Here is a 26,095-nt window from a genome sequence, read left to right as displayed (position 1 = left end):
CCCACCATGACAACTTTGCAAGACTGCCGCGCCCTTGATGCGCAAGACCCGCTGCGCGCACTGCGCGAGCAATTCACTTTGCCGGAAGGCGTGATCTACCTCGACGGCAATTCACTGGGCGTGCTGCCCAACACCGCGGCCGCCCGCGTCGCCGAAGCCGTGACGGCCGAATGGGGCCAGGGCCTGATCCGCTCCTGGAACAGCGCCGGCTGGTTTGAACTGCCGCAACGCCTGGGCAACAAGATCGCGCAACTGATAGGCGCGGCGCCCGGCGAAGTGGTGGCCACCGACAGCACCTCCATCAACCTCTACAAGGTGCTCAGCGCCGCACTGCACATTGCGGTGCAGGACGCGCCCGGACGCAAGCTCATCGTCAGCGAACGCAGCAACTTCCCGACCGACCTTTACATCGCTGAAGCCCTGTGCCGCGAACGCGGCTTTCGCCTGCAACTCGTCGAGCCCGAAGAGATCACCGCAGCGCTCACCGCCGAAGTCGCCGTGCTGATGCTGACCCACGTCAACTACCGCACCGGCGCCATGCACGACATGGCCGCCGTCACCGCCGCCGCGCATGCCGCCGGCGTGCTGACCGTCTGGGACCTGGCGCACAGCGCCGGCGCCGTGCCGGTGGATTTGAACGGCGCCAAGGCCGACTTCTCCATCGGCTGCGGCTACAAATACCTCAACGGCGGCCCCGGCGCGCCGGCCTTTGTCTGGGTCAACCCCAAGCATGCCGACCGCTTCTGGCAACCCCTGGCCGGCTGGTGGGGCCATGCCGCGCCTTTTGAATTCACACCCGACTACCGCCCCGCCCCCGGCGTCGCCCGCTACCTGTGCGGCACCCAGCCCATCCTGAGCATGACCGCGCTCGAGTGCGGGCTGGATACCGTGCTGGCCGCCGAAGCACTGGGCGGCATGCAGGCCCTGCGCAAAAAATCGCTGGCGCTGACAGACCTGTTTATCCAGCTCGTCGAAGAACGCTGCGCGGGCCACGGCCTGGGCCTCGCAACGCCGCGCGAACACGCACATCGCGGCTCGCAGGTCTGCCTGACCCGAACCGAAGGCGCCTACGCCATCGTGCAGGCGCTGATCGCGCGCGGCGTGATCGGCGACTTCCGCGCCGGCGACGGCGAAGCCGGCAAACACCTGGACATCCTGCGCTTCGGCTTCACGCCGCTCTACATCGGCTTTGAAGACGTGTGGAACGCCGTCGAGCATTTGAAGCAGGTTCTTGAAACCCGTGAATGGCAGAAAGCCGAATTCAACCAGAAGCACGCGGTCACCTGATGACATGGCCCCCACGGTCGTCCACTGCGTGTGCTCCCTGCCCCCCAAGGGGGCCGCTGCGCCTGCGGCCCGGCAAAGCCGGTTCCGCGGCCCCTGCTTGTTTCAATACCCAGATCGCTTTTCCGTGAAAGATCATCCATGAACACACAACGGCCGGCAGACATCGTGCGCGACGAAAAAGCGCAACTCGACTTCAGCAAATCCATGAGCTACGGCGACTACCTGCAGCTAGACGCCATCCTGGGCGCGCAAAAACCGCTCTCGCCCGACCACAACGAGATGCTCTTCATCATCCAGCACCAGACCAGCGAACTCTGGATGAAGCTGATGCTGCACGAGTTGCGCGGTGCGATTGCCAACATCGCGAATGACGAACTCGGCGGCGCCTTCAAGATGCTGGCCCGCGTGAGCCGCATCATGGAGCAGCTGGTCCACGCCTGGGATGTGCTGGCCACCATGACCCCGCCCGAGTACAGCGCGATACGCCCCTACCTGGCCAACTCCAGCGGCTTTCAAAGCGCGCAATACCGCTGCATCGAATTCGCGCTCGGCAACAAAAACGCCGCCATGCTCAAGCCCCATGCGCACAGGCCCGACCTGCTGGCGCAAGTGCAGGCCGCTTACGAAGCCCCGTCGCTCTACGACGAAGCCCTGCGCCTGCTCGCCCGCCGCGGCCTGGCCGTGCCCGCCAGCCACACCCAGCGCGACTGGACCCAGGGTTATGCCGAAAGCGACGAAGTCGAACAGGCCTGGCTGGTGGTCTACCGCGACCCAAAGAAGTACTGGGACCTGTACCAGCTCGGTGAAGAACTCACCGACCTGGAAGACGCTTTCCGACTCTGGCGATTCCGGCATGTCACCACCGTGGAGCGCGTGATCGGCTTCAAGCGCGGCACCGGCGGGACGGGCGGCGTCAGCTACCTACGCAAGATGCTGGATGTGGTGTTGTTTCCGGAGATCTGGAAGTTGCGTACCGATTTGTAAGGCGAAATCCCCAGGCGGATCACGGTGCCTTCGCGCCCGCCCCATACAACCAGGGCATATCCAGCAGCTTCTCGCCAAGCACCTTCATCGCCAGATCCCGCCCCCAGCGCAACACCCCATCGGCATGGAACACCTGCCCATTGCGCAAGGCCCTCGCCTGCACACGCGCATTGCGCTGCCAGCGGTTGAGCGCATAGCGCTGCAGCATGGTGGGCACGTCCAGGGCCGGGTCCAGCGCCTGGGCCAGGGCGTGGCCCAGTTCGGCGGCGTCTTCAATCGCCATGCCGGCGCCTTGCGCCAGGTAGGGGCGCATGGGATGGGCAGCGTCGCCGAGCAGTGCCACGCGGCCGACGGCGTGCTGATGGGCGCCCTGCATGGGTACGCGATCGTGCAGCACCCAGAGGCGCCAGCCTTCGATGGCGTCCATCACCTCGCGCAAGGCGGCGCAACAACCGGCCGTCGCCGCGGCCAGGTCGGCGGCGTTGGCGCTGTGGTCCCAGAGGTCGGCTTCGGCTGGAACTTCGCCGTGCACGATGGCCACCACGTTGAGGAAGTCACCGCCGCGCACCGGGTACTGCACCACGTGCATGCGCGGCCCCAGCCAGGCGGTGACCTGCTGGCTCCTGAGCGCCTCGGGCAAATCTGCCTGCCGCACCAGCGCGCGGTAGGCCAGGTGGCCGGTACGGCGCGGGAGGCCGTCGCCCAGCAGTTCCTGGCGCACGGTGCTCCACACACCGTCGGCGCCTATCAGGGCGTCGCCTTCAATGCCGGGGCCGTCGTCGGCCTGCACCGTGACGGCCTGGGCGGTCTGGCTGAAAGATTGCAGGGGACGGCTCAGGTGCAGCTTGACGTCGGCCTGCTGCTGCACGGCCTGCAGCAGCACGCCATGAAGGTCGGCGCGATGAAGGGTGAGGTAAGGCGCGCCGTAACGCTGGACCATGGCGGCGCCCAGGGGCAGCTCGCCCAGCAGCTGGCTTGAGACGGCGCTGCGCACCTGCAGGCGCTCAGGGAATGCGGCGACGTCTTTCAGCGCATCGGCCAGGCCCCAGCCATGCAGCACCTTGACCACGTTGGGGCCGAGCTGGATACCGGCGCCGACCTCGCTGAAGGCGCTGGCACGTTCAAACAGGCGAACGTCCCAGCCAGCGCGCGACGCCGCCAGCGCCGCCGCCAATCCGCCGATGCCGCCGCCGGCTATCAGGGCTTGCCTGAACATTTAGGCGAGAAGCTGCCTGAGCACAAACGGCAAAATGCCGCCGTTGCGGTAGTAGTCCACCTCGATGGGCGTGTCCACGCGCAGGATCACGGTGACTTCTTCGCGCGAGCCGTCGGCGCGTGTGATGACCAGCTTGGCCTCGCTTTGCGGCTTGAGCTCGGGGTGCGGGATCACGTCGATGATTTCGGTGCCCGTGAGCTTGAGGGTCTGCCACGATTCGCCCGGCTTGAACTGCAGGGGCAGCACACCCATGCCCACCAGGTTGCTGCGGTGTATGCGCTCGAAGCTGCGCGCCACCACGGCCTTGATGCCCAGCAGCTGCGTGCCCTTGGCGGCCCAGTCGCGCGAGGAGCCGGTGCCGTATTCTTCACCGGCAAAAATCACCGTGGGCGTGCCTTCGTCCATGTACTTCATGGCGGCGTCGTAGATGAACATCTTCTCGTTGCCGGGCTGGAACAGCGTCACGCCACCCTCTTCGCGCGAGCCTTCGGCGTCGGGCGGGATCATCAGGTTCTTGATGCGCACGTTGGCGAAGGTGCCGCGCATCATCACGTCGTGGTTGCCGCGCCGCGCGCCGTAGCTGTTGAAGTCGGCCTTCTGCACGCCGTTGGCCTGCAACCACAGGCCCGCGGGCGAGCTGGCCTTGATGGAGCCGGCCGGCGAGATGTGGTCGGTGGTGATGGAGTCGGCGAACAGCGCCATGATGCGCGCGCCCTTGACGTCCACGCTGCCGGCCTCGCCGGCCTCCATGCTGAAGTCCTTGAAGAAAGGCGGCTCGGCGATGTAGGTGCTGGCGGGCCAGGTGTAGGAGGTGCCCTTGACGCCCTTGATGTTTTCCCAGAGCTTGCCGGGTTCGGTCTTCACCTTCGCGTAGTTGGCGCGGAAGGCCTTGCCGTTCATCGCGTACTTCATGAGCTTGTAGATTTCGTCGCTGGTCGGCCAGATGTCGCCGAGGTAGACGTCCTTGCCGCCCTTGCCCTTGCCGACGGGCTCGGTCATCAGGTCGCGCATCACCGTGCCGGCAATCGCGTAGGCCACCACCAGCGGCGGGCTGGCCAGGAAGTTGGCCTTGAGGTTGGGATGGATGCGCGCCTCGAAGTTGCGATTGCCCGAGAGCACGGCCGCGCAGACCAGGTCGCTCTTGCTGATGGCCTCGTTGAGCTCGGGCGTCAGGTCGCCGGCGTTGCCGATGCAGGTGGTGCAGCCATAGCCGGCCAGCGCGAAGCCGAGCTTTTCAAGGTAAGGCAGCAAGCCGGTTTCGGTCAGGTACTCGGTCACGATGCGCGAACCAGGCGCCAGCGAGGTCTTGATGTGCGGCTGCACCTTGAGGCCGGCTTCCACCGCCTTCTTGGCCAGCAGGCCGGCGGCCAGCAGCACGCTGGGATTGGAGGTGTTGGTGCAACTGGTGATGGCGGCGATCAGTATGTCGCCGTTGCCCACGGTGATGCCGGGCGCGGAATGCACCACCTCGGTCTGCGATTTGGCGGGGGCATCGGTGGTGTTGCTGGCGCGCGCGTGCGCCAGGGTGGGACGGTTGCCTTCCATTTCCATCACCGGGCGCGCGGCACCCGCCGGTGTGGGCGGTGCGGAGGGCAGCGTGTCCAGCCGCCCTTCGTCGGTGCGGCGCACCAGTTGGCGCGTGTTCAACATGCCGGCGGGCTGGTTGAAGCCGTTCTCGGCAATCGGCTTGCTGAACAGCGACTTGAACTGGCCGGCGACGTTGCCAAGCTCGATGCGGTCCTGCGGGCGCTTGGGGCCGGCCAGGCTGGGCGTGACGTCGCCCAGGTCGAGCTTGACCACGTGCGAATAATCGATGTCACCGGCCTTGGCCACGCCGAACAGGCCCTGCGCCTTGAAGTAGGCCTCGAAGGCCTCGATCTCTTCCTTGGTGCGGCCCGTGCCCTTGAAGTAATCGATGGTTTTTTCGTCGACCGGGAAGAAGCCCATGGTGGCGCCGTATTCGGGCGCCATGTTGCCTATGGTGGCGCGGTCGGGCAAGGCCAGCGTGCGCGTGCCTTCGCCGAAGAACTCGACGAACTTGCCGACGACTTTCTCCTTGCGCAGTTGCTCGGTCACGCGCAGCACCAGGTCGGTGGCGGTGACGCCTTCGCGCAGGCGGCCGGTCAGCTCGAAGCCGACCACATCAGGCGTGAGGAAGTAGACCGGCTGGCCCAGCATGGCGGCTTCCGCCTCGATACCGCCGCAGCCCCAGGCCACCACGCCGATGCCGTTGATCATGGTGGTGTGGCTGTCGGTGCCGACCAGCGAGTCGGGGTAATAAATATTGTCTTTGGTCTTGTGCACGCCGCGCGACAGGTATTCAAGGTTGACCTGGTGCACGATGCCGAAGCCCGGCGGCACGACGCCGAAGGTGTCGAAGGCCTGCATGCCCCACTTCATGAACTCGTAGCGCTCGCGGTTGCGCTGGAACTCGAGCTTCATGTTGAGGTCGAGAGAATTTTTCTTGCCGTAGTAGTCGACCATGATGGAGTGGTCGACCACCAGGTCCACCGGCACCAGCGGCTCGATGGCTTTTGGGTTCTTGCCCAGCTTCAATGCCACGCTGCGCATGGCGGCCAGGTCGGCCAGCAGCGGCACGCCGGTGAAGTCCTGCAGCACCACGCGCGAGACGACAAAGGGAATTTCGTCGCTGCGCTCGGCCTTGGGCAGCCAGTTGGCCAGCTGGGCCACGTGTTCGGCCGTGACTTTTTTGCCGTCGCAGTTGCGCAGCACCGATTCGAGCACGATGCGCATGGACACCGGCAGGCGGGCGACTTTGGGGAATTGTTTGGCCAGTTCCGGCAGCGAGTAGAACTTGCCGGCTTTGCCGGACGCGGTCTTGAAGCTTTTCAGCGTGGAGGAAAAAGCGTGGGGAGGCGATTTGGCCATGGCGGACTCCTTTTTTATTGACGGCAGCCCCCATTCTGGCAGGCACGGGGCCGCCGTGGGAGGCTGGGCCCGCATACCCTGCACTCCGGCCCAGTTTTGGCGCCCGCCGGCCCCCCCCCCACAGGACGCTTACCAAGCCGGCTGCGGCGCCGTGCGGCGCAGGCCGAAGTACTGCAATTCCGCCAGCACGGCCACCGTCAAGGCCTGTACCAGCACATAGGCCACGCCCAGCGCGGACGGCGACACCCGGCCACTGAGCAGCAGCAACACGCAAGCCAGCGCCCAGCCCAGGTTGCCGGCCACCAGCGCCCAGATAACGGGCCGCGGCAAAGGCTTACGCGTTGAAACAAAAACCACGGCCGCCGCATAGACCAGCAAAAACTCGCCGCTGTAGGCGACCAAAGCCTCAGGCAGGTTCAGCAGTCGGGCCATCGCGGCTGGGAAAGCCACTTGCAGCACGCCGCAGGCAATGCAGGAAAGTGCATCCACACGCAGCACGTTGCGCAGGAAGTTGGGGGAAGACAGGATGGAACTGGAAGACATGGAAAAACTCCTGATGGTGCGGGTAGCCGGTCATAGGGGTCAGCGCGCCGGGCCACCGGTCGGCGTGCATGGGGCCATCATTCCCGCGCGGCGGCGTCCTGGCGATGACCTGGCAGGTAATGGAAAGCCGGCCGCGGCGGCCTTACGATGAGGCCATGACCGCCAGTACCCATCACCCCAGCCGCCCGGCGCCGCGCAGCGCGCCCCAGCCTTTTGGCGAGCACCTGCGCCACTGGCGCCAGCACCGGCGCCTGAGCCAGCTGGACCTGGCCCATGAGGCCGACATCTCGACGCGCCACCTGAGTTTTGTGGAAACCGGCCGGTCCGTGCCCAGCCGCGAAATGGTGCTGCGGCTGTCGGAGCGCCTGGACATTCCGCTGCGTGAACGCAATGCGCTGCTGGTGGCGGCCGGCTATGCGCCCATGTACCGCGAGCGGCCGCTGGACGACCCAGCCCTGGCCTCGGCCCGGCAGGCGGTGGAACTGCTGCTCAAAAGCCATGAGCCCTACCCGGCCCTGGCGGTGGACCGGCACTGGAACCTGGTGGCGGCCAACCGCATGGTGCCGCACCTGATGGCGGGCGCCGATGCCTCGCTGTTGCAAGGGCCCGTGAACGTGTTGCGTTTAAGTTTGCACCCGAAAGGCCTGGCGCCGCGCATCGCCAACCTGCCGCAATGGCGCGCGCATATCTTTGAGCGCCTGCGCCAGCAGGTCGCGGCGACGGCCGACCCGCTGCTGGCGGCATTGCTGGAGGAACTCAAGGCCTACCCTGTGCCCGAGGAAGCGATGGGTGAGCACCTGGCAGGGGAGCACCCCGGCGTGGTGATGCCCTTCCTGTTCCGCACGCCGGCCGGCATGCTGAGTTTCATCAGCACCACCACCATCTTCGGCACGCCGGTGGATGTGACGCTGCAGGAGCTGGCGATGGAAACGTTTTTCCCGGCGGATGACTTCACGCGCCAGGCGCTGCAGGCGCTGGCGGCGCAAAGCTAGCGTCGGCAGCCCGGCTTCAGAGTTCGACGATGGTCTTGAAGCCACCCCAGAACATGCGCTTGCCGTCAAAGGGATGGTTCTTCGGGTCCATCATGCCTTCCAGGCGCGGGTCGGCCATGACTTTTTTGTTGATGCTGTCGCGCTGCTTGCGCGACTTGAAGGTGATCCAGGAAAACACCACCACTTCGTCCTTCTTGAGCTTGACGCTTTGCGGGAAGGAGGTGAGCTTGCCGGGCTGCACGTCGTCGGCGATGCATTCGGTGTATTCAAGCGCGCCGTATTCCATCCAGATCTTGCCGGCCTTGCTGGCCAGCTTGCGGTAAGCGTCAATTTTTTCGACGGGAACGGGAAGCACAAATCCATCAACGTAACGGGCCATGGGAAATCTCCTTGCTTGAGGGTTCATGAGGGTGAATGCGACACAAGCAGGAACCATGGCCTGGCCATGGCCCCTCTTGTGTACACCGTACACAATATACCGAAAAACCGGAAATACCTCATGGGAAAAAGTAACAAAGCTTGGCGCGCGGCTATCGACTCACCGCCAGCAAGGCGCCGTCAGCGCCCGGCTTTCAGGCGCTGAAAACGTGGGCCTGGCCGGCCACCGTGATGCGCACCATGGCGCCCAGCGCAGGCGCATGGATGCCCGCGCTGTGCACCAGCAGCGGTTCATCCCACCCGGCAGTCGGCGCCGGTGAAGCGGCAGCCGCGCCGGTGCCGCGCACCAGGCGCACCGACAGCACGCAGACCGAGCCGCCGAAGTCGGTGTCGGTGACCGCGCCGTAGCAGGCGTCACCATGCGCCGCCGCCTCGGCCGGCACTTCGGCCACCTGCAGCTGCTCGGGCCGCAGCATGATCTGCGCCGCGCCCTGGCGCCCGCTGTCGTTGACGGCGATGCGGCCCAGCGCGCAATCGGCCCAGCCGCCGGCCAGTTGCGCGGGCAGCACGATGCTGTCGCCCAGGAAACCGGCCACGGCCGCATCGCGCGGCCGCAAATACACATCGAGCGGGCGGCCGGCCTGCACCAGTTGCCCGCTGCGCATCACGGCCACCTGGTCGGCAAACGAAAGCGCTTCGGCCTGGTCGTGCGTGACGAGGATGGTGGTGATGCCGGCGGCGCCCAGCAACTGCGCCACGGCCTTGCGCGTGCTGGCGCGCAAGCCAGTGTCCAGGGCAGAGAAAGGCTCGTCCAGCAGCATCAGCTTGGGCCGCTGGGCCAGCGCGCGCGCCAGCGCCACGCGCTGCTGCTGGCCGCCCGAGAGTTCGTGCGGGCGGCGCGCCAGCATGGCGGTGTCCAGCGCGACCATGTCCATCAGTTCGGCGATGCGCTCGGCGCGTTGCGGCGTGTTGCGCGGCAGGCCGAAGCCGACGTTGCCTTCGATCGTGAGGTGCGGAAACAGCGCGCCGTCCTGCGGCACGTAGCCTATGCCGCGCTCGTGCGCGGGCACGGCGTCGGGGCCGTCGGCCAGTTGCCGGCCGCCCAGGGTGACGCGGCCGGCGTCGGGCGCTTCAAAGCCGGCGATGATGCGCAGCAGCGTGGTCTTGCCCGAGCCCGAGGGCCCGACGATGGCCGTGCGGCTGCCGGGCGCGACGCGCAGGTCCACGCCGCCCAGGGCCTGCACCGGGCCGTAGTGTTTGCGGATGGCTTGCAGTTCCAGAGAAGTCGTCATCGCGTCATCGTCCCGCCGTGCGTTTGGATTGGTTGTAGAGCAGCCAGGTCATGGGCAGCGAGAGCAGCACCATGATGAGCGCATAGGGCGCCGCGGCGGCGTAGTCGATCTCGCTGCTGTAGGCCCAGAAGGAAGTCGCCAGCGTGCGCGTGCCGTTGGGCGCGAGCATCAGCGTGGCGGTGAGTTCGTTGGTGATGCCCAGGCCCACCAGCGCCGCGCCGGCCGCGGCACTCGGCGCGGCCAGCCGCATCGTGATGGCCCACAGCGCCTGCGCGGGCGTGCGGCCCAGGCTGCGCGCGGCCTGCTCCAGCTCCACCGGCGCCTGGGCGATGCCGGCGCGCAGGCTGATCAGGGCACGCGGCAAAAACATCAGCAGGTAGGCCAGCAACACTGTGAGCGCCGTCTGGTAGATCGGCAGTCGCACGGTGACGGTGACGAGGGCCAGCGCCACCACCACGCCGGGCAGTGAGCCGACCATGTAGTTGCAGGCCTCCAGCACGCGCTGCAGGCGGCCCGGCGAGCGTATCGACAGCCAGGCCATGGGCACGGCGGCCACCGTGGTCAGCAACGCGCCGGCCACGGCCAGCGCCAGGGTCTGGAACAGCGAGGGGCCGAGTTCATCCAAGCGCCAGACAGCCGCGCCACCCGCCACCAGCCAGCGCCCCAAGGTGACCAGCGGCACGCCCAGCGCCAGCACGCTGAGCAGCGCGGGCAGCAGCAAGCCGAGCGCGGTGAAGCGGCCCAGGCTGCGCTTGAAAGGCATGCGCGCCGCGCCGGAACCGACGCGGGCATAACGCTCCTTGCCACGCGCGGCCGACTCCAGCCCCAGCAGCGCGAAGCAGCACACCACCAGCACGCCCGAGAGCATGTTGGCGGCGGGCCCGTTATAGGTGGACTGGAACTGGTCGACGATGGCGGTGGTGAAGGTGTCGAAACGGATCATCACGTAGAGCCCGTATTCGGCGAGCAGGTGCAGCCCCACCAGCAGCGAGCCGCCGCACACCGCCAGCCGCAGCTGCGGCAGCACCACACGAAAGAACACCGCCCACGGGCCCAGGCCCAGCGAGGCGGCGCTGTCTTCCATGCCCGGGTCCAGGCGCCGCAAGGCCGCGGCGACCGGCAAATACAAAAACGGAAAGTAAGCGATGACGGAGACCATCACACCGGCCGTGAGACCGTGCAGGCCGGGCGCCACGGTCATCCACGCATAACTGTGCACAAAGGCCGGCACCGCGAGCGGCGCCACCAGCAGCCAGGCCCAGGTGCGCGCGCCGGGCAGCTCACTGCGCTCCGTGAGCCAGGCCAGAGCCACGGCCAGCACGGCGCACAACGGCACCGTGATCACCACCAGCAGCGCGGTGTTGACCAGCAGTTCGCCGACGCGCGGCCTGAAGATCAGCGTGGAGGCGGTGTCCCAGCCGGTCTGGATGCCGACCCAGAGCACAAAGCCCAAAGGCAGCAAGGCCAGGAGCGACACGACCAGCGCCGCGCCGCCCACCCAGGACAGGCGCCAGCCGCCCCGCCCGGTAGCGGGCGAAGGCAGCAGCACCGCAGCCGCCGGGTTCAGGGCAGCGTCGGCATCAAGCGGCACGGCACTCAAGGGGAAGTATCAGATCCACAGACCTGAAGTGATTTACAGCAGGCCGGCCTGGGTCATCAGGTCGGAGACTTTTTTGCTGTTGAGTTTGGAAGGCTCGACCTTGGGCGCCTGCAGGTCGGCCAGCGGCACCAGCTTGGGGTTGGACTGCACGCCCGTGCCGACGGCGTATTCATAGGCGTCGCCGGTCTTCAGGATGTCCTGGCCGCCCTTGCCGGCGATCCACTTCACAAAAGCCTGGGCTTCGGGCTGGTGCTTGCTGGAAGCCAGCACGCCGCCGCCGGAAATGCTCACAAAAGCGCCAGCATCCTGGTTGCGGAAGTAATGCAGCTGGGCGTTGTTGCTGTTCTCGCCGGTCTTGGCCTGGTCGCCGTAGTAGTAATAGTGGTAGATGATCCCTCCCTCGATCTGGCCAGCGTTGACGGCCTTGAGCACCGTGCCGTTGCCTTTGTAAGGCGTGGCGTTTTCCTTCATGGCCTTGAGCCAGGCGGCGGTGGCCGCCTCGCCCTTGAGCTCGAGCAGCGCGCTCACGATGGCCTGGAAGTCGGCGCCCGAAGGCGAAGCGGCCCAGCGGCCTTTCCAGGCGGGGGCGGCCAGGTCCAGCATGGACTTGGGCAATTGCGCCGGCGTGAGCTTGGCCTTGTTGTAAACGAACACCGTGCTGCGCGCGGCAATACCCGTCCAGCGGCCATGCGCGGGGCGGAAGTTGGCGGGCACTTCAGACAGCGTGGCCGCGTCCAGCGGGGCAAACAGCCCGGCCGTGTCGACCAGCGCCATGGCGGGCGAATTCTCCGTCAGGAACACGTCGGCGGGCGATGCGGCGCCCTCTTGCACGATCTGGTTGCCCAGTTCGGTGTCGCTGCCGTTGCGCAGGGTGACCTTGATCCCGGTTTCCTTGCTGAAAGCGTCCGCCCAGGCCTTGGTCAGGCTGGCGTGCTGCGCGTTGTAGACCACGATGCCTTCGGCCGAGGGTTTGACGGCCTGGGCGGTGGCGGCCAGGGGCGCGGCCAGCAGGCCGGCGGCCAGCGCGACGGCGCCGGCAAGGGATGTCAGGGAGAGTTTCATGGAACACCTTTAGGGATGAGGCGGCCGGAACACGGGGCCGGACGGGAATGCGCCTGTAAGCAAGCCGTCATTACAAATGCGAATTACTTGCATCTGTATGGTAACCGCTTCCGCCCTGCCCGGCGTCCGGGCGTGGGTATTCCCGGGCGGCAGGCGGCAAGGCTGTCGGCCCTTGCTGACAGCCGCCCGCGACGACGGCTGAGGCGGCGCGTGGCGACCTCCTCCTAGGATCAACCTTGACGGCACAACAAACGCTTCAAGGAGTTCCCATGAGCACACCCAAATCCGACCACGACACGCTGTGGGAATTGATCAAGGACATACGTTTCGGCATGCTGACGCACCGCCATGCCAACGGCATGCTGCACGCCCATCCGCTGACGACCCAAAACCAGTCCCTTGACGAGGGCTCGCAGCTGTATTTCTTCATCTCGCGCAAAAGCGAACTGGCGCAGCGGCTGCTACAGGACGGCAACGTCAACGTTTCGTACGCGGACCCCGGCGATGACAGCTATGTTTCGCTGTCGGGCCAAGCGGCCATCTCTGAAGACCAGGCCAAAAAAGAGGATCTCTGGTCCCCGGTGGCCCGGGCCTGGTTCCCGGCCGGCGTGAACGACCCGGACCTGGCCTTGCTGGCGGTGCACATCCACCACGCCGAATACTGGGACGTGAAGGAAAGCAAGATGGTGCAGCTGGCCAAGATGGCGAAGGCCGCGCTCACCGGCGAAACGCCGCCGCGGCTGGGTGAGCACAAAGAACTGCACCTGTCCTGAACCGGTGCCACTTCATGCCCTTTATCTCATTCAACAAATCCACCGAACCGGCCGCGCCCGACGACCTTCGCATCAACACCACCGCGGTGCTGTATGTGGAGGCCTCGCGCCCCGACCTGGTCGGCCAGACCACCATCCACATGCTGGGCCAGGGCACCATGGTCAATGCCGTCACCGAGTCGATAGGCACGGTGGTGGCCTCCATAGGCGGCTTGGTGGCGGTCAAGCGCCACTACCTCGCGCCGCCGCCTGACGACGGCGCCAGCACGGTCTATGTATCGCCGGCCAATGTGAGCCACATCCGCCCCAACCTGCCGCTGTCGCCGGAGTTCTGGTACCTGAAGTTTGTCGATGGTTCGGAGTTGCGGGTGACGGATCCCTTGCCGTTGGAGTTCTGACGCAAGTCACATTCCGAAAAAAAGCCCTGCTGTTTTCAGCAGGGCTTTTTTCTTGCAGCAGCCGGTTGCGCGTACCGCTCTATTTTTGCGCCGGCACGTAACGCACAGGCTCGTCGCCCACACGCAAATAATTCACCACGCCCATCACGTCGTCGACCAGCCAGACGGCTTTCTCAAGCGCGTCGGACTGCTCGCGCGTCCTGACGCAGCCTTTGAGGAACACCAGCCGGCGTTCGCCCTGCACCCAGACGCTGGTGTCGTCAAAACGGCCGTCAAGCTTGATGTACTGCGACACGCGCGGGATGATTTCGGCGTCGTACAAATACGAGTTGGCCAGCCGGCAGCGACCCACACGGTAGCAGCTGCCGCCGTGCTGCGCCCGCACATGGGCCACGTCGCGCACTTCCTGCCCGGTGTAAAGCGGCCCCTCAGGAACCGGGCACTGGGCGATGGCCGAGGTGACTTGCAGGAAAGGGTCGTTGAAGGCGTTGGTGCGCGCTTGCTGGGCGCTGAGCGGCAAGCTCATCACAGTGACGGACAAGAAGGTGAAAATCAGCTGTTTCATCATCAAGCAATCCTTCCATTTCATCCAGCGGATGTCAACCACCAGCACCCGCACCACATCTCATAAAATCCCGCAATTGCTCCCAAAACGGGAACATGATAGAGTCTGCCGATGCGAATCATTGCCTTAAGCACCCTGCGTGACTTCTGGGTCAAACAACCCGACGCGCTGGAGCCGCTAAGTGCCTGGTATGCGATTGTCAGCCGCGCCCACTGGGTGTCTCCCGCAGAGGTGAAGTCTGCTTACCGTAACGCCAGTTTTGTAGCTGGAAACCGGGTGGTATTCAACATCAAGGGAAACGACTACCGGCTTGTAGTGGCGATGCACTACAACCGGCAAATTGCCTATATCCGTTTTATAGGTACCCATCGCCAGTACGACCAGATCGATGCCAGCAAAGTTTGAATTTAAGGTGCAAATCATTATGAACATCCACCCTATCCACACCAAAGCCGATTACCGCGCTGCACTGCAGCGCATAGACGCGATTTGGGAAGCCAAACCCAGGTCACCTGAAGCTGATGAGCTGGAAGTGCTGAGCTTGCTGGTCGAAGAATACGAAAAAAGGCACATTGCTATGCCCGATGTAGATCCGGTCAGCCTGATCCTGCATGTGATGGAAGCGCGCCACTTGACCCGCAAAGATCTGGAGCCTTATATCGGCTCACGCGCCCGAGTGGCCGAGGTGCTTAACCGGGTACGTCCCTTGTCATTGGAAATGATTCGTCGCCTGTCCGCTGGGCTTGATTTGCCTGCGGATTTGCTGATTGCTGGTTATGAGTTGAGGGAGGTGGCTTGATGGCGGCAAGTATTGATGCCTTGACTGCTCAATTAATTCTGACCCAGTCATTTTTGACGCGAATCATTCTGACGCACCCCGAGCCGAGAGCTTTAGTCGGTGAACTTGAACAAGCAACCAAAGGAGGTATCGCCGTTGCAACGGTCGCCACGAACGGCGCAAACGAGACGGTCAAGAATATTCAATCTGAAGCTCGGCATTGGCACAAAATAATCGAGGAACAAATTTCCAGAGCGACCGTGCAACAGAAATTTGTAGAAACGGCTCCAACCCCACCCCAAGAATGGGGAGGAAGATAGTTCCAAGGTTCATTGAGCACAAAAAAAGCGGCCCGAAGGCCGCTTTTTCATTGACGTCGCGAGCTATGAAAATCAAGCAGGCACGCCGTCTTTCACGGTGTCGGCCATGTCGGTGTAATCCTTGACCTTGTCGAAGTTGAGGTACTGGTAGACCTGCGCGCTGGCAGCCGTCAGCACGCCCATGTCGGCCATGTACTCGGCCTTGGTGGGGATGCGGCCCAGCTTGGAGCAGATCGCGGCCAGCTCGGCGGAGCCGAGGTAGACGTTGGAGTTCTTGCCCAGGCGGTTCGGGAAGTTGCGGGTGGAGGTGGAGAACACCGTCGCGCCTTCTTTGACCTGCGCCTGGTTGCCCATGCACAGGCTGCAGCCCGGCATTTCCATGCGGGCGCCGGCCGAGCCGAGCACGCCGTAGTGGCCCTCTTCGGTCAGTTGCTTGGCGTCCATCTTGGTCGGCGGCGCCATCCACAGCTTGACGGGAATGTCGCGCTTGTTTTCGAGCAGCTTGGAAGCCGCGCGGAAGTGGCCGATGTTGGTCATGCAGCTGCCGATGAAGACTTCATCGATCTTGCTGCCGGCCACTTCGCTGAGGGTCTTCACGTCGTCCGGGTCGTTCGGGCAGGCCACGATGGGTTCATGGATGTCGGCCAGGTCGATCTCGATGACGGCGGCGTATTCGGCGTCCGCGTCGCCCTTGAGCAGCTGCGGGTCGGCCAGCCAGGCTTCCATGGCCTGGATGCGGCGTTTGATGGTGCGCACGTCCGAGTAGCCCGTCGCGATCATCCACTTCAGCATCGTGATGTTGCTGTTGATGTACTCGATGATGGGTTCCTTGTTCAGGTGCACCGTGCAGCCCCCGGCGGAACGCTCGGCCGAGGCGTCGGAGAGTTCAAACGCCTGCTCCACCTTGAGGTCGGGCAAGCCTTCGATTTCCAGGATGCGGCCCGAGAAGATGTTCTTCTTGCCCTGCTTGGCAACCGTCAACAGGCCGGCCTTGATGGCGTACAGAGGAATCGCGTTCACCAGGTCGCGCAGCGTGATGCCGGGCTGCATTTCGCCTTTGAAGCGCACCAGCACCGATTCGGGCATGTCCAGCGGCATGACGCCGGTGGCGGCGCCGAAGGCCACAAGGCCGGAGCCCGCGGGGAAGCTGATGCCGATGGGGAAACGCGTGTGGCTGTCGCCGCCGGTTCCGACGGTGTCGGGCAGCAGCATGCGGTTGAGCCAGCTGTGGATGATGCCGTCGCCGGGGCGCAGCGAGATGCCGCCGCGGGTGCTGATGAAATCGGGCAGCTCGTGGTGCATCTTCACGTCGACGGGCTTGGGATAAGCCGCCGTGTGGCAGAAGGATTGCATGACCAGGTCGGAGCTGAAGCCCAGGCAGGCCAGGTCTTTCAGTTCGTCGCGCGTCATCGGGCCGGTGGTGTCCTGCGAGCCGACCGAGGTCATCTTGGGTTCGCAATAGGTGCCGGGGCGAACGCCCTGGCCTTCGGGCAGGCCAACCGCGCGGCCGACCATTTTTTGCGCCAGCGTGAAGCCGCGGCCGTTGTCTTCAGGGCTGACGGGCAGGCGGAACTGGGTGGACAGCGGCAGGCCCAGCGCAAAGCGCGCCTTGGCCGTCAGGCCGCGGCCGACGATCAGCGGGATGCGGCCGCCGGCGCGCACTTCGTCGAACAGCACGTCGCTCTTGAGCTTGAACTCGGCGATGACCTTGCCGTCCTTGAGCGCCTTGCCGTCGTAGGGGCGCAGCTCGATCACGTCGCCCATGGCCATCTGGCTCACGTCGAGTTCGATCGGCAGCGCGCCCGAGTCTTCCATGGTGTTGTAGAAAATCGGGGCGATCTTGCCGCCGAGGCAAACGCCGCCGAAGCGCTTGTTGGGCACAAAGGGAATGTCCTGGCCGGTCCACCACAGCACGGAGTTGGTGGCGGATTTGCGCGAGGAACCGGTGCCGACCACGTCGCCGACGTAGGCCACGAGGTTGCCCTTGGCCTTGAGTTCTTCAATGAACTTGACCGGGCCGCGCTTGCCGTCTTCTTCGGGCGTGACGCCGGGGCGCGCATTTTTGTGCATCGCGATGGCGTGCAGCGGGATGTCGGGGCGGCTCCAGGCGTCGGGCGCGGGCGAGAGGTCGTCGGTGTTGATTTCGCCGGCCACCTTGAAGACGGTCAGCTTGATCGATTCCGGCACTTCGGGGCGGCTGGTGAACCACTCGGCGTCGGCCCAGCTTTGCAACACGGCCTTGGCGTATTTGTTGCCCTTTTCGGCTTTTTCCTGCACGTCGTGGAACTGGTCGAACATCAGCAGGGTGTTCTTCAGGCCGCTGGCGGCCTGCGTGGCGACGCTGTCTTCGGCGTCGTCGAGCAGCGCGACCATGGGGCTGATGTTGTAGCCGCCCAGCATGGTGCCCAGCAACTGCGTGGCTTTTTCGCGCGAGATCAGTTCGCACTTTTCCGTGCCGTGGGCCACGGCCGCCAGGTAGCTGGCCTTGACCTTGGCGGCGTCGTCAACGCCTGCCGGAACGCGGTGGGTGATCAGGTCGACGAGGAAGGCCTCTTCGCCCTTGGGCGGGTTCTTCAGCAACTCGATGACTTCGCCGGTCTGCTTGGCGGACAGCGGCAGCGGCGGGATGCCGATGACAGCGCGCTCGGCGACGTGGTTGCGGTAGGTTTGCAAAAACTCGGATGACATGCTGCTTACTCCTGTAGTCAAAATCGTGGGTATTAAAAAGGTTTGTTTTATTTGGAAGGCGAGGCCGGCTGCTCGGCACCGGGTGCGGCTGCAGCGGCCGCCACTGGCTTGGGCGCGTCCAGCACGCTGGCGGGCGGGTTCAGCTTGATGGCTTCAGCCACCTTCATCTGCACAGGGCTCATGCAGTCGTCGGCCAGGCGCATGCCCAGCTTCTGGTTCATCAGCATGGACTTGTTGGGCAGTTGCAGCCAGACGGCGCCGGCCTTCTGGTCTTCCAGGCGAATCGCGCCGGTGGTGGTGGCCACAGGGAACATGCGGTACTTGAAGTTTTTGCCGTTCACGTCGAAGTAGCCGGCGTTCTTGGCATCGGCCGTCACGTTGACCGAGGAGCCCAGCTCGCAGGGCAGGTTGCCGACGTGCACGCGCTCGGCGATGGCCAGCTCGGCCGGCGACATGGCGGCTTCTGCGGCTTCAATGCCGGCGGCCACGTTCTTGGCGGCGCTTTTCAGGTTGGTGCGGTTGGCCGGGTTGACCACGGGCTGCTTTTTAACGGCCGGTTTTGCCGCTGCGGGTTTAGCGGCAGGCGTGGCCGGCTTGACGGCCGCAGCCTTGGCAGGGGCCGCAGGGGCGGCCGTCTGGGCCACGGCCAGGCCGGAAGCGGTCAACAGAACGGCCGTAGCCAAGGTTCCGGCAAAAGAAGTGTTGAAGTTTTTCATGGGGGTCTTTCGTGCGGTGATGGTTGGCGTTCAATGAAGCGTGGTCGGCTGGAAATAAAGTTGCGCCTCGGGAGGAAGCGCCCGGCCGGTCTGGTGCGCGCGCTCCAGGACCTGCCAGAAATAGCGGTAGCTCGCGCGGTCGTGCAGCTTGCCGTCAAAGCTGATGGGGGCCCAGTCTGCGCTGGCTGCGGCGGTGATGATTTTTGCCGCGTCCTCAATCTCGCCTTCACCGGGTGCGAAGGCCTCCAGGATGGGACGGATCTGGTTCGGGTGGATGCTCCACATCCGGGTGTAACCCAGTTCGCGGGCGGCATGGCGTGCGGCGGCGGTCATGGCTTCAATGTCCTTGAATTCCGTGACAACACAATGAGAGGGCACCTTGCCGTAGGCGTGGCAGGCCGATGCGATTTCAAGTTTGGCGCGCAGCACCAGCGGATGCGTGAACTGCCCGCGGCTGCTCATGCCGGCGGCGGGAATCGCGCCCGCGTGGGCCGACACAAAATCCATGAGCCCGAAGCTCAGCGACTGCACGCGCGGGTGCGAGGCGATCTCAAAGGCGTTGCGCACCGCCAGCGGCGACTCGATCAGCACATGCAGCGGCAAGTCGGCCGCCGAGGCGGCGAGCAGCGCCTTTTCGGCGCGAATGACATCAGCCACCGACTCGACCTTGGGAACCATGATGTGCGACAGGTGGCGCGCCAGCTTGCCGGCAATCACCGCCATGTCGGCATCAAAGGCCGGGTGGTCGACCGCGTGCACGCGCACGGCGACACGGGCCCTGTCGCTGGCAAGGGCCGCCAGCGCCACCACCATGGCCGCATGGTCGGCCTCGCCGCCCACGGGCGCGCCGTCTTCGCAGTCCAAGGTCACATCGAACACGCAGGCGCCGAACTCCTCGATCATCTCTGCCTGCAGTTGCAGGCTTTTGCGCATGCGCGCTTCCACGCCGCTGTAGTGGTCGCAGACGGGCAGCGTCATGGCACCGGCCTGGGCGCCTAGCAGCACTTGTGCGGGATGGACGGCGGTCGCGCTCATGGTTTGCGTTGGGCGACGATGAACATGCGGGGAAACGCCAGCAGCAGCTTTCCGTCGCTGCGAACGGGATACGCCTGTGCGACCCGCCGTTCGTATCCAGCAAGATAACTCGCCTGCAGGTCCGGTGGAAGGCGGTCGACAAAGGGCTTGAGGCCGGTCGCGCGCACCCATTCGACGATCGCCGCGGCGGAGGCCATGGGGTGCTGGTAGGCGGTGCGCCAGACATCGACATGCGCGGCCTCTGCGGCCAGCAGGTCGTAGTAGCGGTCTATCGAAAACAGCTCGGTGCGCAGCTTGGAATAGTCACCGATCGCGTCGGTCCACGGCGCTTCGGACGCAAGCTCACGCATCAGGCGATGTGTAGGCTCGTCGCGGTTGTCGGGCATCTGGATGGCCAGCACGCCGCCGGGGGCCAGCGCGGCAAACAGCCGCGGAATCAGTTTGGCGTGGTCGGGCACCCATTGCAGGGCCGCATTCGCATAAATGAGCTGCGGTGCGGCATCGCCGGAAGCGGGCTGCCAATTGGCGATGTCGCTCAACTCGAAACGCGAGGCCGGCAAACGCTTGCGCGCGCTGGCCAGCATGGCTTCGGAGTTGTCCGTGCCGGTGACCACGGCGCCGGGAAAGCGGCGGACCAGCAACTCGGTGGAGTTGCCCGGCCCGCAGCCGAGATCGAACACATTGCCCGCCTGCGCCAGCGGAACACGCGCCAGCAGCTCCTGGGCCGGGCGCGTGCGCTCGTCCTCATAGCGGCTGTAAAGGGCGGGGTTCCAGTCGCTCATGGGTGACGGCGGCGGTGTGCGGGCAAGGTGTGGGGCGGCCTCGTGCTGAATTACAGGAGGTGCTTGACGCCGTCCTGCTCACCCTTGAGCTCGTCCAGCGTCTTGTTGATGCGTTCCTGGCTGAACGCGTCGATTTCCAGGCCTTCGACCAGTTTGTACTCGCCGTTTTCGCAGGTCACGGGGAAACCGAACATGATGTCCTTGGGAATGCCGTACTGGCCGTCCGAAGGGATGCCCATGGTGACCCACTTGCCGTTGGTGCCCAGCGCCCAGTCGCGCATGTGGTCGATGGCGGCGTTGGCGGCCGATGCGGCCGAGGACAGGCCGCGCGCTTCAATGATGGCGGCGCCGCGCTTGCCGACGGTGGGCAGGAAGGTGTTGGCGTTCCATTCCTGGTCGTTGATCATCTTGGCGACGCTTTCGCCCTTGATGGTGGCGAAGCGGTAGTCGGCGTACATCGTGGGCGAGTGGTTGCCCCAGACGGTGAGCTTTTCGATGTCGGCCACGGGCTTGCCGGTCTTGGCGGCGATCTGGCTGGCGGCGCGGTTGTGGTCCAGGCGCAGCATGGCGGTGAAGTTCTTGCGCGGAAGATCCGGCGCGCTCTTCATGGCGATGTAGGCATTGGTGTTGGCGGGGTTGCCGACCACCAGCACCTTGACGTTGCGGCTGGCAACGGCGTTGAGCGCCTTGCCCTGCGCCGTGAAGATGGCACCGTTGACGGCCAGCAGTTCGGCGCGTTCCATGCCGGGGCCGCGCGGGCGCGAACCGACCAGCAGCGCGTAGTCGGCGTCCTTGAAGGCCGTCATCGGGTCGCTGTGCGCTTCCATGCCGACCAGCAGCGGGAAGGCGCAGTCGTCGAGTTCCATCATCACGCCCTTGAGCGCTTTTTGCGGGCCCTCAACAGGCACTTCGAGCAGTTGCAGGATGACGGGCTGGTCCTTGCCGAGCATTTCGCCGGAGGCAATGCGGAACAGCAGTGCGTAACCGATTTGGCCAGCTGCACCGGTGACTGCAACACGGACGGGTTTTTTGCTCATGATTGAGGGCTCCAGGAAAGTTAAGAATCGGTTGGATGAGGATGTGGTGTGAGATGTCTGGCGCGAGCCTGGGATATTCGGAGATGGTTCGGACGGGGCTGTCCACCCCTCAAAATCACCGCAAAACGGCAGGCCATGCACTGGCTCAGCCAAAGATTTTACGCTTGAAAAGCGACGGGCGTCAATTTGTCTTATGTCTTATATAAGATATGATTCAGGCTTGTTTCGGACTTTAATTTCCGGGATTGCCGCGTGCCTGCTGCGGTACCCATACAACCTGCTTTAACCCGCCCCCAACCGCCAGTTACTGCTGCTAACCTGCTGCTCTATGGCCATCAACCCGTCCTCACTGACCGACAGCGCCACCCTCGCGGGCGATGCCGGCGCGGCGGTGGGCGTGGCACCGGCTTTCAGCCCGCTCTACCAGCAGATCAAGGTGCTGATCCTGCAAAGCCTGCAGGCCGGCGAATGGAAGCCCGGTGAAGCCATTCCCAGCGAAATGGATCTGGCCGCGCGCTTTCGCGTCAGCCAGGGCACGGTGCGCAAGGCGATTGACGAGTTGGCCGCCGAGAACCTGGTGGTGCGCCGCCAGGGCAAGGGCACCTTTGTGGCCACGCATGCCGAGCAGCATGTGCAGTATCGCTTCCTGCGCCTGATACCCGACAGCGGCGACACCACCAGCGAAGGCCCGGCCGAGCGGCAGATCATCGATTGCAGGCGCCTGCGCGCGCCGGCCGACATCGCGCGGCCGCTGTCGCTGCGCGCCGGCGACGCCGTGCTGCAGCTGCGCCGCGTGCTGGCCTTCCAGGGCACGCCGACGATTCTTGAAGACGTCTGGCTGCCGGGCGGTCCGTTCAAGGGCCTGACCGCCGAGCGGCTGGCCACGCACCGCGGCCCCATGTATGCGCTGTTTGAAACCGAATTCGGCGTGCGCATGGTGCGCGCCGAGGAAAAGATCCGCGCCGTCGCGGCCGATGAAGCGTCGGCCGCGCTGCTCGGCGTGGCGGTAGGCGAACCGCTGCTGAGCGTGGAGCGCACCGCCTACACCTACAACGACCTGCCCATGGAATTGCGCCGGGGCCTGTACCGAACCGACACCCATCACTACAAGAACGACCTTAGTTGACGGGAACCCTCAGGAAGCTGACAACGTTTGTATTCTCATTGCTGCGTTGCAATAGAATCCGGCTGTTTAGCTGTAATTGCATTCCCGGTTCCCACCAGTTACACCCACGAAAGCCTAAAAATGACAGAGCTGGCATCCAAACAGCGTCCCAAGCGGCCCGAGTTCCGCAACATCAACGCCTTCACCGACCTTCCCTCCTACCGGCTTCCGCTCGCAGGCATCGTCTCGATCCTCCATCGCATCAGCGGCTTCATCATGTTTTTGCTGATGCCCTTCATCATCTGGATGTTCGACACCTCGATCTCTTCGGAAATCTCCTTCGAAAAATTCAAGGCCGCCTTCAACATCGGCATGCTGGGCCTGCCCGGCATCCTCTGGAAGCTGGTCGCGCTGGCCCTGATCTGGGCCTACCTGCACCACTTCATCGCCGGCCTGCGCCATCTCTGGATGGACACCAGCCATTCAGCCGTCAGCAAGGAGTTCGGCAAGTCCTCGGCGCTCTTCACGCTGGTCGTGAGCGTGGCCCTGACGCTGATCCTGGCCGCCAAGCTGTTCGGCTTTTATTGATTTGAAGGAGCACAAAAATGGCAGTTAACTACGGCTCCAAACGCATCGTTGTCGGTGCCCATTACGGCCTGCGCGACTGGCTCGCGCAGCGCATCACGGCCGCCCTGATGGCCCTCTTCACCGTGCTGCTGCTGGCCCAGGTCATCCTCAGCAAAGGACCCATCGGCTACGACAAATGGGCCGGCATCTTTTCGTCGCAATGGATGAAGACGCTGACGTTTGTGGTCATCGTCGCCCTGCTCTACCACGTGTGGGTCGGCATGCGCGACATCTGGATGGACTACGTCAAGCCGGCCTCCATCAAGCTGGTACTGAATGTTTTCACGATTGTCTGGCTGGTCGCTTGCGCCGGCTGGGGCATCCAGGTCCTGTGGCGTCTCTGACGCGCCGCTGACACCTGCAGACCCGACAAGAAGACCGACACCCCACAAAAAATCATGACAGCAACATCCAATCTCCCCAAGCGCAAATTTGACGTCGTCATCGTCGGTGCCGGCGGCTCCGGCATGCGCGCATCGCTGCAGTTGGCGCGCGCCGGCCTCAACGTGGCCGTCCTCTCCAAAGTGTTCCCCACGCGCTCGCACACCGTCGCAGCGCAGGGCGGCATTGGCGCCTCGCTCGGCAACATGAGCGAAGACAACTGGCACTACCACTTCTACGACACCGTCAAGGGCTCCGACTGGCTCGGCGACCAGGACGCGATTGAATACATGTGCCGCGAAGCGCCCAAGGTCGTGTACGACCTCGAGCACATGGGCATGCCTTTCGACCGCAATCCCGACGGCACGATTTACCAGCGCCCCTTCGGCGGCCACACCGCCAACTACGGCGAAAAGCCCGTGCAGCGCGCCTGCGCCGCGGCCGACCGCACCGGCCACGCCATGCTGCACACGCTTTACCAGCAAAACGTCAAGGAAAAAACCAGCTTCTTCGTCGAGTGGATGGCGCTGGACCTGATCCGCGATGCCGCCGGCGACGTGGTCGGCGTGACCGCCCTCGAAATGGAAACCGGCGACGTCCACATTTTTGAAGCCAAGACCACGCTGCTGGCCACCGGCGGCGCTGGCCGTATTTTTGCCGCGTCGACCAACGCCTTCATCAACACCGGCGACGGCCTGGGCATGGCGGCGCGCGCCGGCATCCCGCTGGAAGACATGGAGTTCTGGCAGTTCCACCCGACCGGCGTGGCCGGCGCAGGCGTGCTGCTGACCGAAGGCTGCCGCGGTGAAGGCGCGATCTTGCGCAACAGCAACGGCGAACGTTTCATGGAGCGCTATGCGCCCACGCTGAAAGACCTGGCGCCGCGCGACTTCGTTTCGCGGTCCATGGACCAGGAAATCAAGGAAGGCCGCGGCTGCGGCCCCAACAAGGACTACATCCTGCTGGACATGACCCACCTGGGCGTGGACGCCATCATGAAGCGCCTGCCCTCGGTGTTCGAGATCGGCCATAACTTCGCCAACGTTGACATCACCAAAGAGCCGATTCCCGTGGTGCCCACCATTCATTACCAGATGGGCGGCATCCCGACCAACATCCACGGCCAGGTCGTCACGCAGGACGCCAACAACCAGAGTCAGGTCGTCAACGGCCTGTATGCGGTGGGCGAATGCTCCTGCGTCAGCGTGCACGGCGCCAACCGCCTGGGCACCAACTCGCTGCTGGATTTGCTGGTCTTCGGCAAGGCCGCCGGCAACCACATCGTCGAGTTCGCCAAGACCACCACGCACAAGCCGCTGCCGGCCGACGCCGCCGACAAGACCCTGGCCCGCATCGCGCGCCTGGACAACGCGACCGACGGCGAGTACGCCCAGGACGTGGCCAACGACCTGCGCGCCGCCATGCAGCAGCACGCCGGCGTGTTCCGCACCCAGGCCATCATGGACGAAGGCGTGACGAAAATCGCCGCCCTGCGCGCGCGCGTCAACAGCATCGGCCTGAAAGACAAGTCCAAGATCTTCAACACCGCGCGCATCGAGGCGCTGGAAGTCGAAAACCTGATCGAAGCCGCTGAGGCCACCATCGTGTCGGCCGCAGCCCGCAAGGAAAGCCGCGGCGCGCACTCGGTCGACGACTACGGCGACACGCCCGAGCACCCGAACGGCCGCAACGACACCGACTGGCACAAGCACACGCTGTGGTACAGCGAAGGCAGCCGACTGGCCTACAAGCCGGTGCAGATGAAGCCCCTGACCGTCGAGTCCGTGCCGCTGAAGACGCGCACGTTCTAAGCACCTGAAAAAATACGCACAGCCGGCCTGCGACCCCACAAGAAGCGAGAACCCCATGACCAAACGCACCTTCAAGATCTACCGCTACGACCCGGACACCGACGCCAAGCCCTACATGCAGACCATCGAGGTCGAACTCGACGGCCATGAGCGCATGCTGCTGGACGCGCTGATGAAGCTCAAGGCGCAGGATCCGTCCATCAGCTTTCGCCGCTCCTGCCGCGAAGGCGTCTGCGGCTCGGACGCGATGAACATCAACGGCAAAAACGGCCTGGCCTGCCTGACCAACATGCTGACCTTGAAGGGCGACATCGTGTTGAAGCCCCTGCCCGGCCTGCCCGTGGTGCGCGACCTGATCGTCGACATGACGCAGTTCTTCAAGCAGTACAACTCGATCAAGCCCTACCTGATCAACGACAACGTGCCGCCTGAGAAGGAACGCCTGCAGAGCCCCGAAGAGCGCGATGAACTCAACGGCCTTTACGAGTGCATCCTGTGCGCCAGCTGCTCGACCTCCTGCCCCAGCTTCTGGTGGAACCCCGACAAGTTCGTCGGCCCGGCCGGCCTGCTGCAGGCCTACCGCTTCATCGCCGACAGCCGCGACGAAGCCACCGCCGAGCGCCTGGACAACCTGGAAGACCCGTACCGCCTGTTCCGCTGCCACACCATCATGAACTGCGTCGACGTCTGCCCCAAGGGCCTGAACCCGACGAAAGCCATCGGCAAGATCAAGGAGATGATGGTCCTCAGAGCAGTCTGAAGATATGGCCCCCACGCTCGTCACTTCGTGTAATTCGCTGCCCCCCGAGGGGGCTGTTTCGGCTTGGGGCGGCCCG

At 64.7% G+C, this 26,095-nt stretch carries 26 protein-coding genes; 13 read left to right on the top strand and 13 right to left on the bottom strand.

Annotated features, from left to right (window positions below):
• Window positions 1-6: 6 nt before the first annotated feature.
• Together kynU and kynA are read left to right on the top strand one after the other, a co-directional pair.
• Entirely contained in the window at window positions 7-1,287 is a 1,281-nt protein-coding gene (kynU, locus tag ACLV8F_RS16450) for a kynureninase (RefSeq protein ID WP_411885280.1), read from the top strand.
• Between the two features lie 138 nt (window positions 1,288-1,425).
• Complete coding sequence (kynA, locus tag ACLV8F_RS16445; RefSeq protein ID WP_411885279.1) at window positions 1,426-2,271, top strand: tryptophan 2,3-dioxygenase; 846 nt, start codon at window positions 1,426-1,428, stop codon at window positions 2,269-2,271.
• A gap of 19 nt (window positions 2,272-2,290) precedes the next feature.
• Here kynA and ACLV8F_RS16440 read toward each other — a convergent pair whose 3' ends face one another.
• From ACLV8F_RS16440 to ACLV8F_RS16430, 3 genes are all read right to left on the bottom strand, one after another.
• Complete coding sequence (locus tag ACLV8F_RS16440; protein ID WP_411885278.1) at window positions 2,291-3,487, bottom strand: FAD-dependent monooxygenase; 1,197 nt, start codon at window positions 3,485-3,487, stop codon at window positions 2,291-2,293.
• Window positions 3,488-6,376 carry an aconitate hydratase gene (locus ACLV8F_RS16435; RefSeq protein WP_411885277.1) on the bottom strand — a complete coding sequence of 963 codons (2,889 nt, stop codon included), beginning with the start codon at window positions 6,374-6,376 and terminating at the stop codon, window positions 3,488-3,490.
• Between the two features lie 129 nt (window positions 6,377-6,505).
• Window positions 6,506-6,919: a hypothetical protein gene (locus ACLV8F_RS16430; protein ID WP_411885276.1), complete on the bottom strand. Its 414-nt coding sequence runs from the start codon at window positions 6,917-6,919 to the stop codon at window positions 6,506-6,508.
• Window positions 6,920-7,074: 155 nt separating this feature from the next.
• Between ACLV8F_RS16430 and ACLV8F_RS16425 the strand changes: the two genes are divergently transcribed.
• Window positions 7,075-7,911, top strand: coding sequence for a helix-turn-helix domain-containing protein (locus ACLV8F_RS16425; protein ID WP_411885275.1), 837 nt, complete (start codon window positions 7,075-7,077; stop codon window positions 7,909-7,911).
• 16 nt (window positions 7,912-7,927) lie between these two features.
• Here the strand turns inward: ACLV8F_RS16425 and ACLV8F_RS16420 are convergent, their stop codons facing one another.
• From ACLV8F_RS16420 to ACLV8F_RS16405, 4 genes are all read right to left on the bottom strand, one after another.
• On the bottom strand, window positions 7,928-8,290 hold the full coding sequence (locus ACLV8F_RS16420; RefSeq protein ID WP_411885274.1) for a DUF1428 domain-containing protein: 363 nt from the start codon (window positions 8,288-8,290) through the stop codon (window positions 7,928-7,930).
• 193 nt (window positions 8,291-8,483) lie between these two features.
• Window positions 8,484-9,581 carry an ABC transporter ATP-binding protein gene (locus ACLV8F_RS16415; RefSeq protein WP_411885273.1) on the bottom strand — a complete coding sequence of 366 codons (1,098 nt, stop codon included), beginning with the start codon at window positions 9,579-9,581 and terminating at the stop codon, window positions 8,484-8,486.
• 4 nt (window positions 9,582-9,585) lie between these two features.
• A complete protein-coding gene (locus ACLV8F_RS16410) occupies window positions 9,586-11,172 on the bottom strand; it encodes an ABC transporter permease (RefSeq protein ID WP_411885272.1) in 1,587 nt (528 codons plus the stop codon).
• 42 nt (window positions 11,173-11,214) lie between these two features.
• The gene (locus ACLV8F_RS16405) at window positions 11,215-12,243 is read right to left on the bottom strand and encodes an iron ABC transporter substrate-binding protein (RefSeq protein WP_411885271.1); all 1,029 of its coding nucleotides are present in this window, start codon (window positions 12,241-12,243) and stop codon (window positions 11,215-11,217) included.
• Window positions 12,244-12,512: 269 nt separating this feature from the next.
• Here ACLV8F_RS16405 and ACLV8F_RS16400 point away from each other — a divergent pair, with 269 nt between their 5' ends.
• Entirely contained in the window at window positions 12,513-13,016 is a 504-nt protein-coding gene (locus ACLV8F_RS16400) for a pyridoxamine 5'-phosphate oxidase family protein (RefSeq protein WP_411885270.1), read from the top strand.
• A gap of 14 nt (window positions 13,017-13,030) precedes the next feature.
• Window positions 13,031-13,414: a hypothetical protein gene (locus ACLV8F_RS16395; RefSeq protein ID WP_411885269.1), complete on the top strand. Its 384-nt coding sequence runs from the start codon at window positions 13,031-13,033 to the stop codon at window positions 13,412-13,414.
• Window positions 13,415-13,493: 79 nt separating this feature from the next.
• Here the strand turns inward: ACLV8F_RS16395 and ACLV8F_RS16390 are convergent, their stop codons facing one another.
• Window positions 13,494-13,979, bottom strand: a complete 486-nt coding sequence (locus ACLV8F_RS16390) for a BON domain-containing protein (protein ID WP_411885268.1) — start codon at window positions 13,977-13,979, stop codon at window positions 13,494-13,496.
• A 111-nt stretch (window positions 13,980-14,090) separates the two neighbouring features.
• Between ACLV8F_RS16390 and ACLV8F_RS16385 the strand changes: the two genes are divergently transcribed.
• The 3 genes from ACLV8F_RS16385 to ACLV8F_RS16375 are packed head-to-tail and all read left to right on the top strand — an operon-like array spanning window position 14,091 to window position 15,077.
• Window positions 14,091-14,384 carry a type II toxin-antitoxin system HigB family toxin gene (locus ACLV8F_RS16385; protein WP_411885267.1) on the top strand — a complete coding sequence of 98 codons (294 nt, stop codon included), beginning with the start codon at window positions 14,091-14,093 and terminating at the stop codon, window positions 14,382-14,384.
• Window positions 14,368-14,778, top strand: a complete 411-nt coding sequence (locus ACLV8F_RS16380; RefSeq protein WP_411885266.1) for a helix-turn-helix domain-containing protein — start codon at window positions 14,368-14,370, stop codon at window positions 14,776-14,778. The genes ACLV8F_RS16385 and ACLV8F_RS16380 overlap by 17 nt, the downstream gene beginning before the upstream one ends.
• Window positions 14,778-15,077, top strand: a complete 300-nt coding sequence (locus ACLV8F_RS16375; protein ID WP_411885265.1) for a hypothetical protein — start codon at window positions 14,778-14,780, stop codon at window positions 15,075-15,077. The genes ACLV8F_RS16380 and ACLV8F_RS16375 overlap by 1 nt, the downstream gene beginning before the upstream one ends.
• A 72-nt stretch (window positions 15,078-15,149) precedes the next feature.
• Here the strand turns inward: ACLV8F_RS16375 and ACLV8F_RS16370 are convergent, their stop codons facing one another.
• From ACLV8F_RS16370 to ACLV8F_RS16350, 5 genes are read right to left on the bottom strand one after another with little or no spacing between them, the layout of a single operon-like run.
• On the bottom strand, window positions 15,150-17,765 hold the full coding sequence (locus tag ACLV8F_RS16370; protein WP_411885264.1) for a bifunctional aconitate hydratase 2/2-methylisocitrate dehydratase: 2,616 nt from the start codon (window positions 17,763-17,765) through the stop codon (window positions 15,150-15,152).
• A gap of 47 nt (window positions 17,766-17,812) precedes the next feature.
• Complete coding sequence (locus ACLV8F_RS16365; protein ID WP_411885263.1) at window positions 17,813-18,481, bottom strand: hypothetical protein; 669 nt, start codon at window positions 18,479-18,481, stop codon at window positions 17,813-17,815.
• Between the two features lie 30 nt (window positions 18,482-18,511).
• Window positions 18,512-19,516 carry an HpcH/HpaI aldolase/citrate lyase family protein gene (locus tag ACLV8F_RS16360; RefSeq protein ID WP_411885262.1) on the bottom strand — a complete coding sequence of 335 codons (1,005 nt, stop codon included), beginning with the start codon at window positions 19,514-19,516 and terminating at the stop codon, window positions 18,512-18,514.
• Window positions 19,513-20,298 (bottom strand): trans-aconitate 2-methyltransferase, encoded by a 786-nt coding sequence (gene tam / locus ACLV8F_RS16355; protein ID WP_411885261.1) that lies wholly within the window; start codon window positions 20,296-20,298, stop codon window positions 19,513-19,515. Before tam ends, ACLV8F_RS16360 begins: the two co-directional genes overlap by 4 nt.
• A gap of 50 nt (window positions 20,299-20,348) precedes the next feature.
• The gene (locus tag ACLV8F_RS16350) at window positions 20,349-21,335 is read right to left on the bottom strand and encodes a malate dehydrogenase (protein WP_411885260.1); all 987 of its coding nucleotides are present in this window, start codon (window positions 21,333-21,335) and stop codon (window positions 20,349-20,351) included.
• A 328-nt stretch (window positions 21,336-21,663) separates the two neighbouring features.
• Here ACLV8F_RS16350 and ACLV8F_RS16345 point away from each other — a divergent pair, with 328 nt between their 5' ends.
• The 5 genes from ACLV8F_RS16345 (at window position 21,664) to ACLV8F_RS16325 (ending at window position 26,019) form a co-directional block, all read left to right on the top strand.
• A complete protein-coding gene (locus ACLV8F_RS16345) occupies window positions 21,664-22,461 on the top strand; it encodes a GntR family transcriptional regulator (RefSeq protein ID WP_411885259.1) in 798 nt (265 codons plus the stop codon).
• Window positions 22,462-22,581: 120 nt separating this feature from the next.
• The gene (sdhC, locus tag ACLV8F_RS16340; RefSeq protein WP_411885258.1) at window positions 22,582-23,028 is read left to right on the top strand and encodes a succinate dehydrogenase, cytochrome b556 subunit; all 447 of its coding nucleotides are present in this window, start codon (window positions 22,582-22,584) and stop codon (window positions 23,026-23,028) included.
• A gap of 17 nt (window positions 23,029-23,045) precedes the next feature.
• Entirely contained in the window at window positions 23,046-23,411 is a 366-nt protein-coding gene (gene sdhD, locus ACLV8F_RS16335) for a succinate dehydrogenase, hydrophobic membrane anchor protein (protein ID WP_411885257.1), read from the top strand.
• 54 nt (window positions 23,412-23,465) lie between these two features.
• The gene (gene sdhA, locus ACLV8F_RS16330; protein ID WP_411885256.1) at window positions 23,466-25,259 is read left to right on the top strand and encodes a succinate dehydrogenase flavoprotein subunit; all 1,794 of its coding nucleotides are present in this window, start codon (window positions 23,466-23,468) and stop codon (window positions 25,257-25,259) included.
• A gap of 55 nt (window positions 25,260-25,314) precedes the next feature.
• Window positions 25,315-26,019, top strand: coding sequence for a succinate dehydrogenase iron-sulfur subunit (locus ACLV8F_RS16325; protein WP_411880265.1), 705 nt, complete (start codon window positions 25,315-25,317; stop codon window positions 26,017-26,019).
• Window positions 26,020-26,095: the final 76 nt, after the last annotated feature.

The sequence above is a fragment of the Polaromonas sp. YR568 genome, assembly GCF_943369675.1.
Lineage (GTDB): Bacteria > Pseudomonadota > Gammaproteobacteria > Burkholderiales > Burkholderiaceae_C > Polaromonas.
The sequence above is the reverse complement of the archived record's forward strand: the minus strand, read 5'-3'. Positions and strand labels throughout refer to the sequence as shown.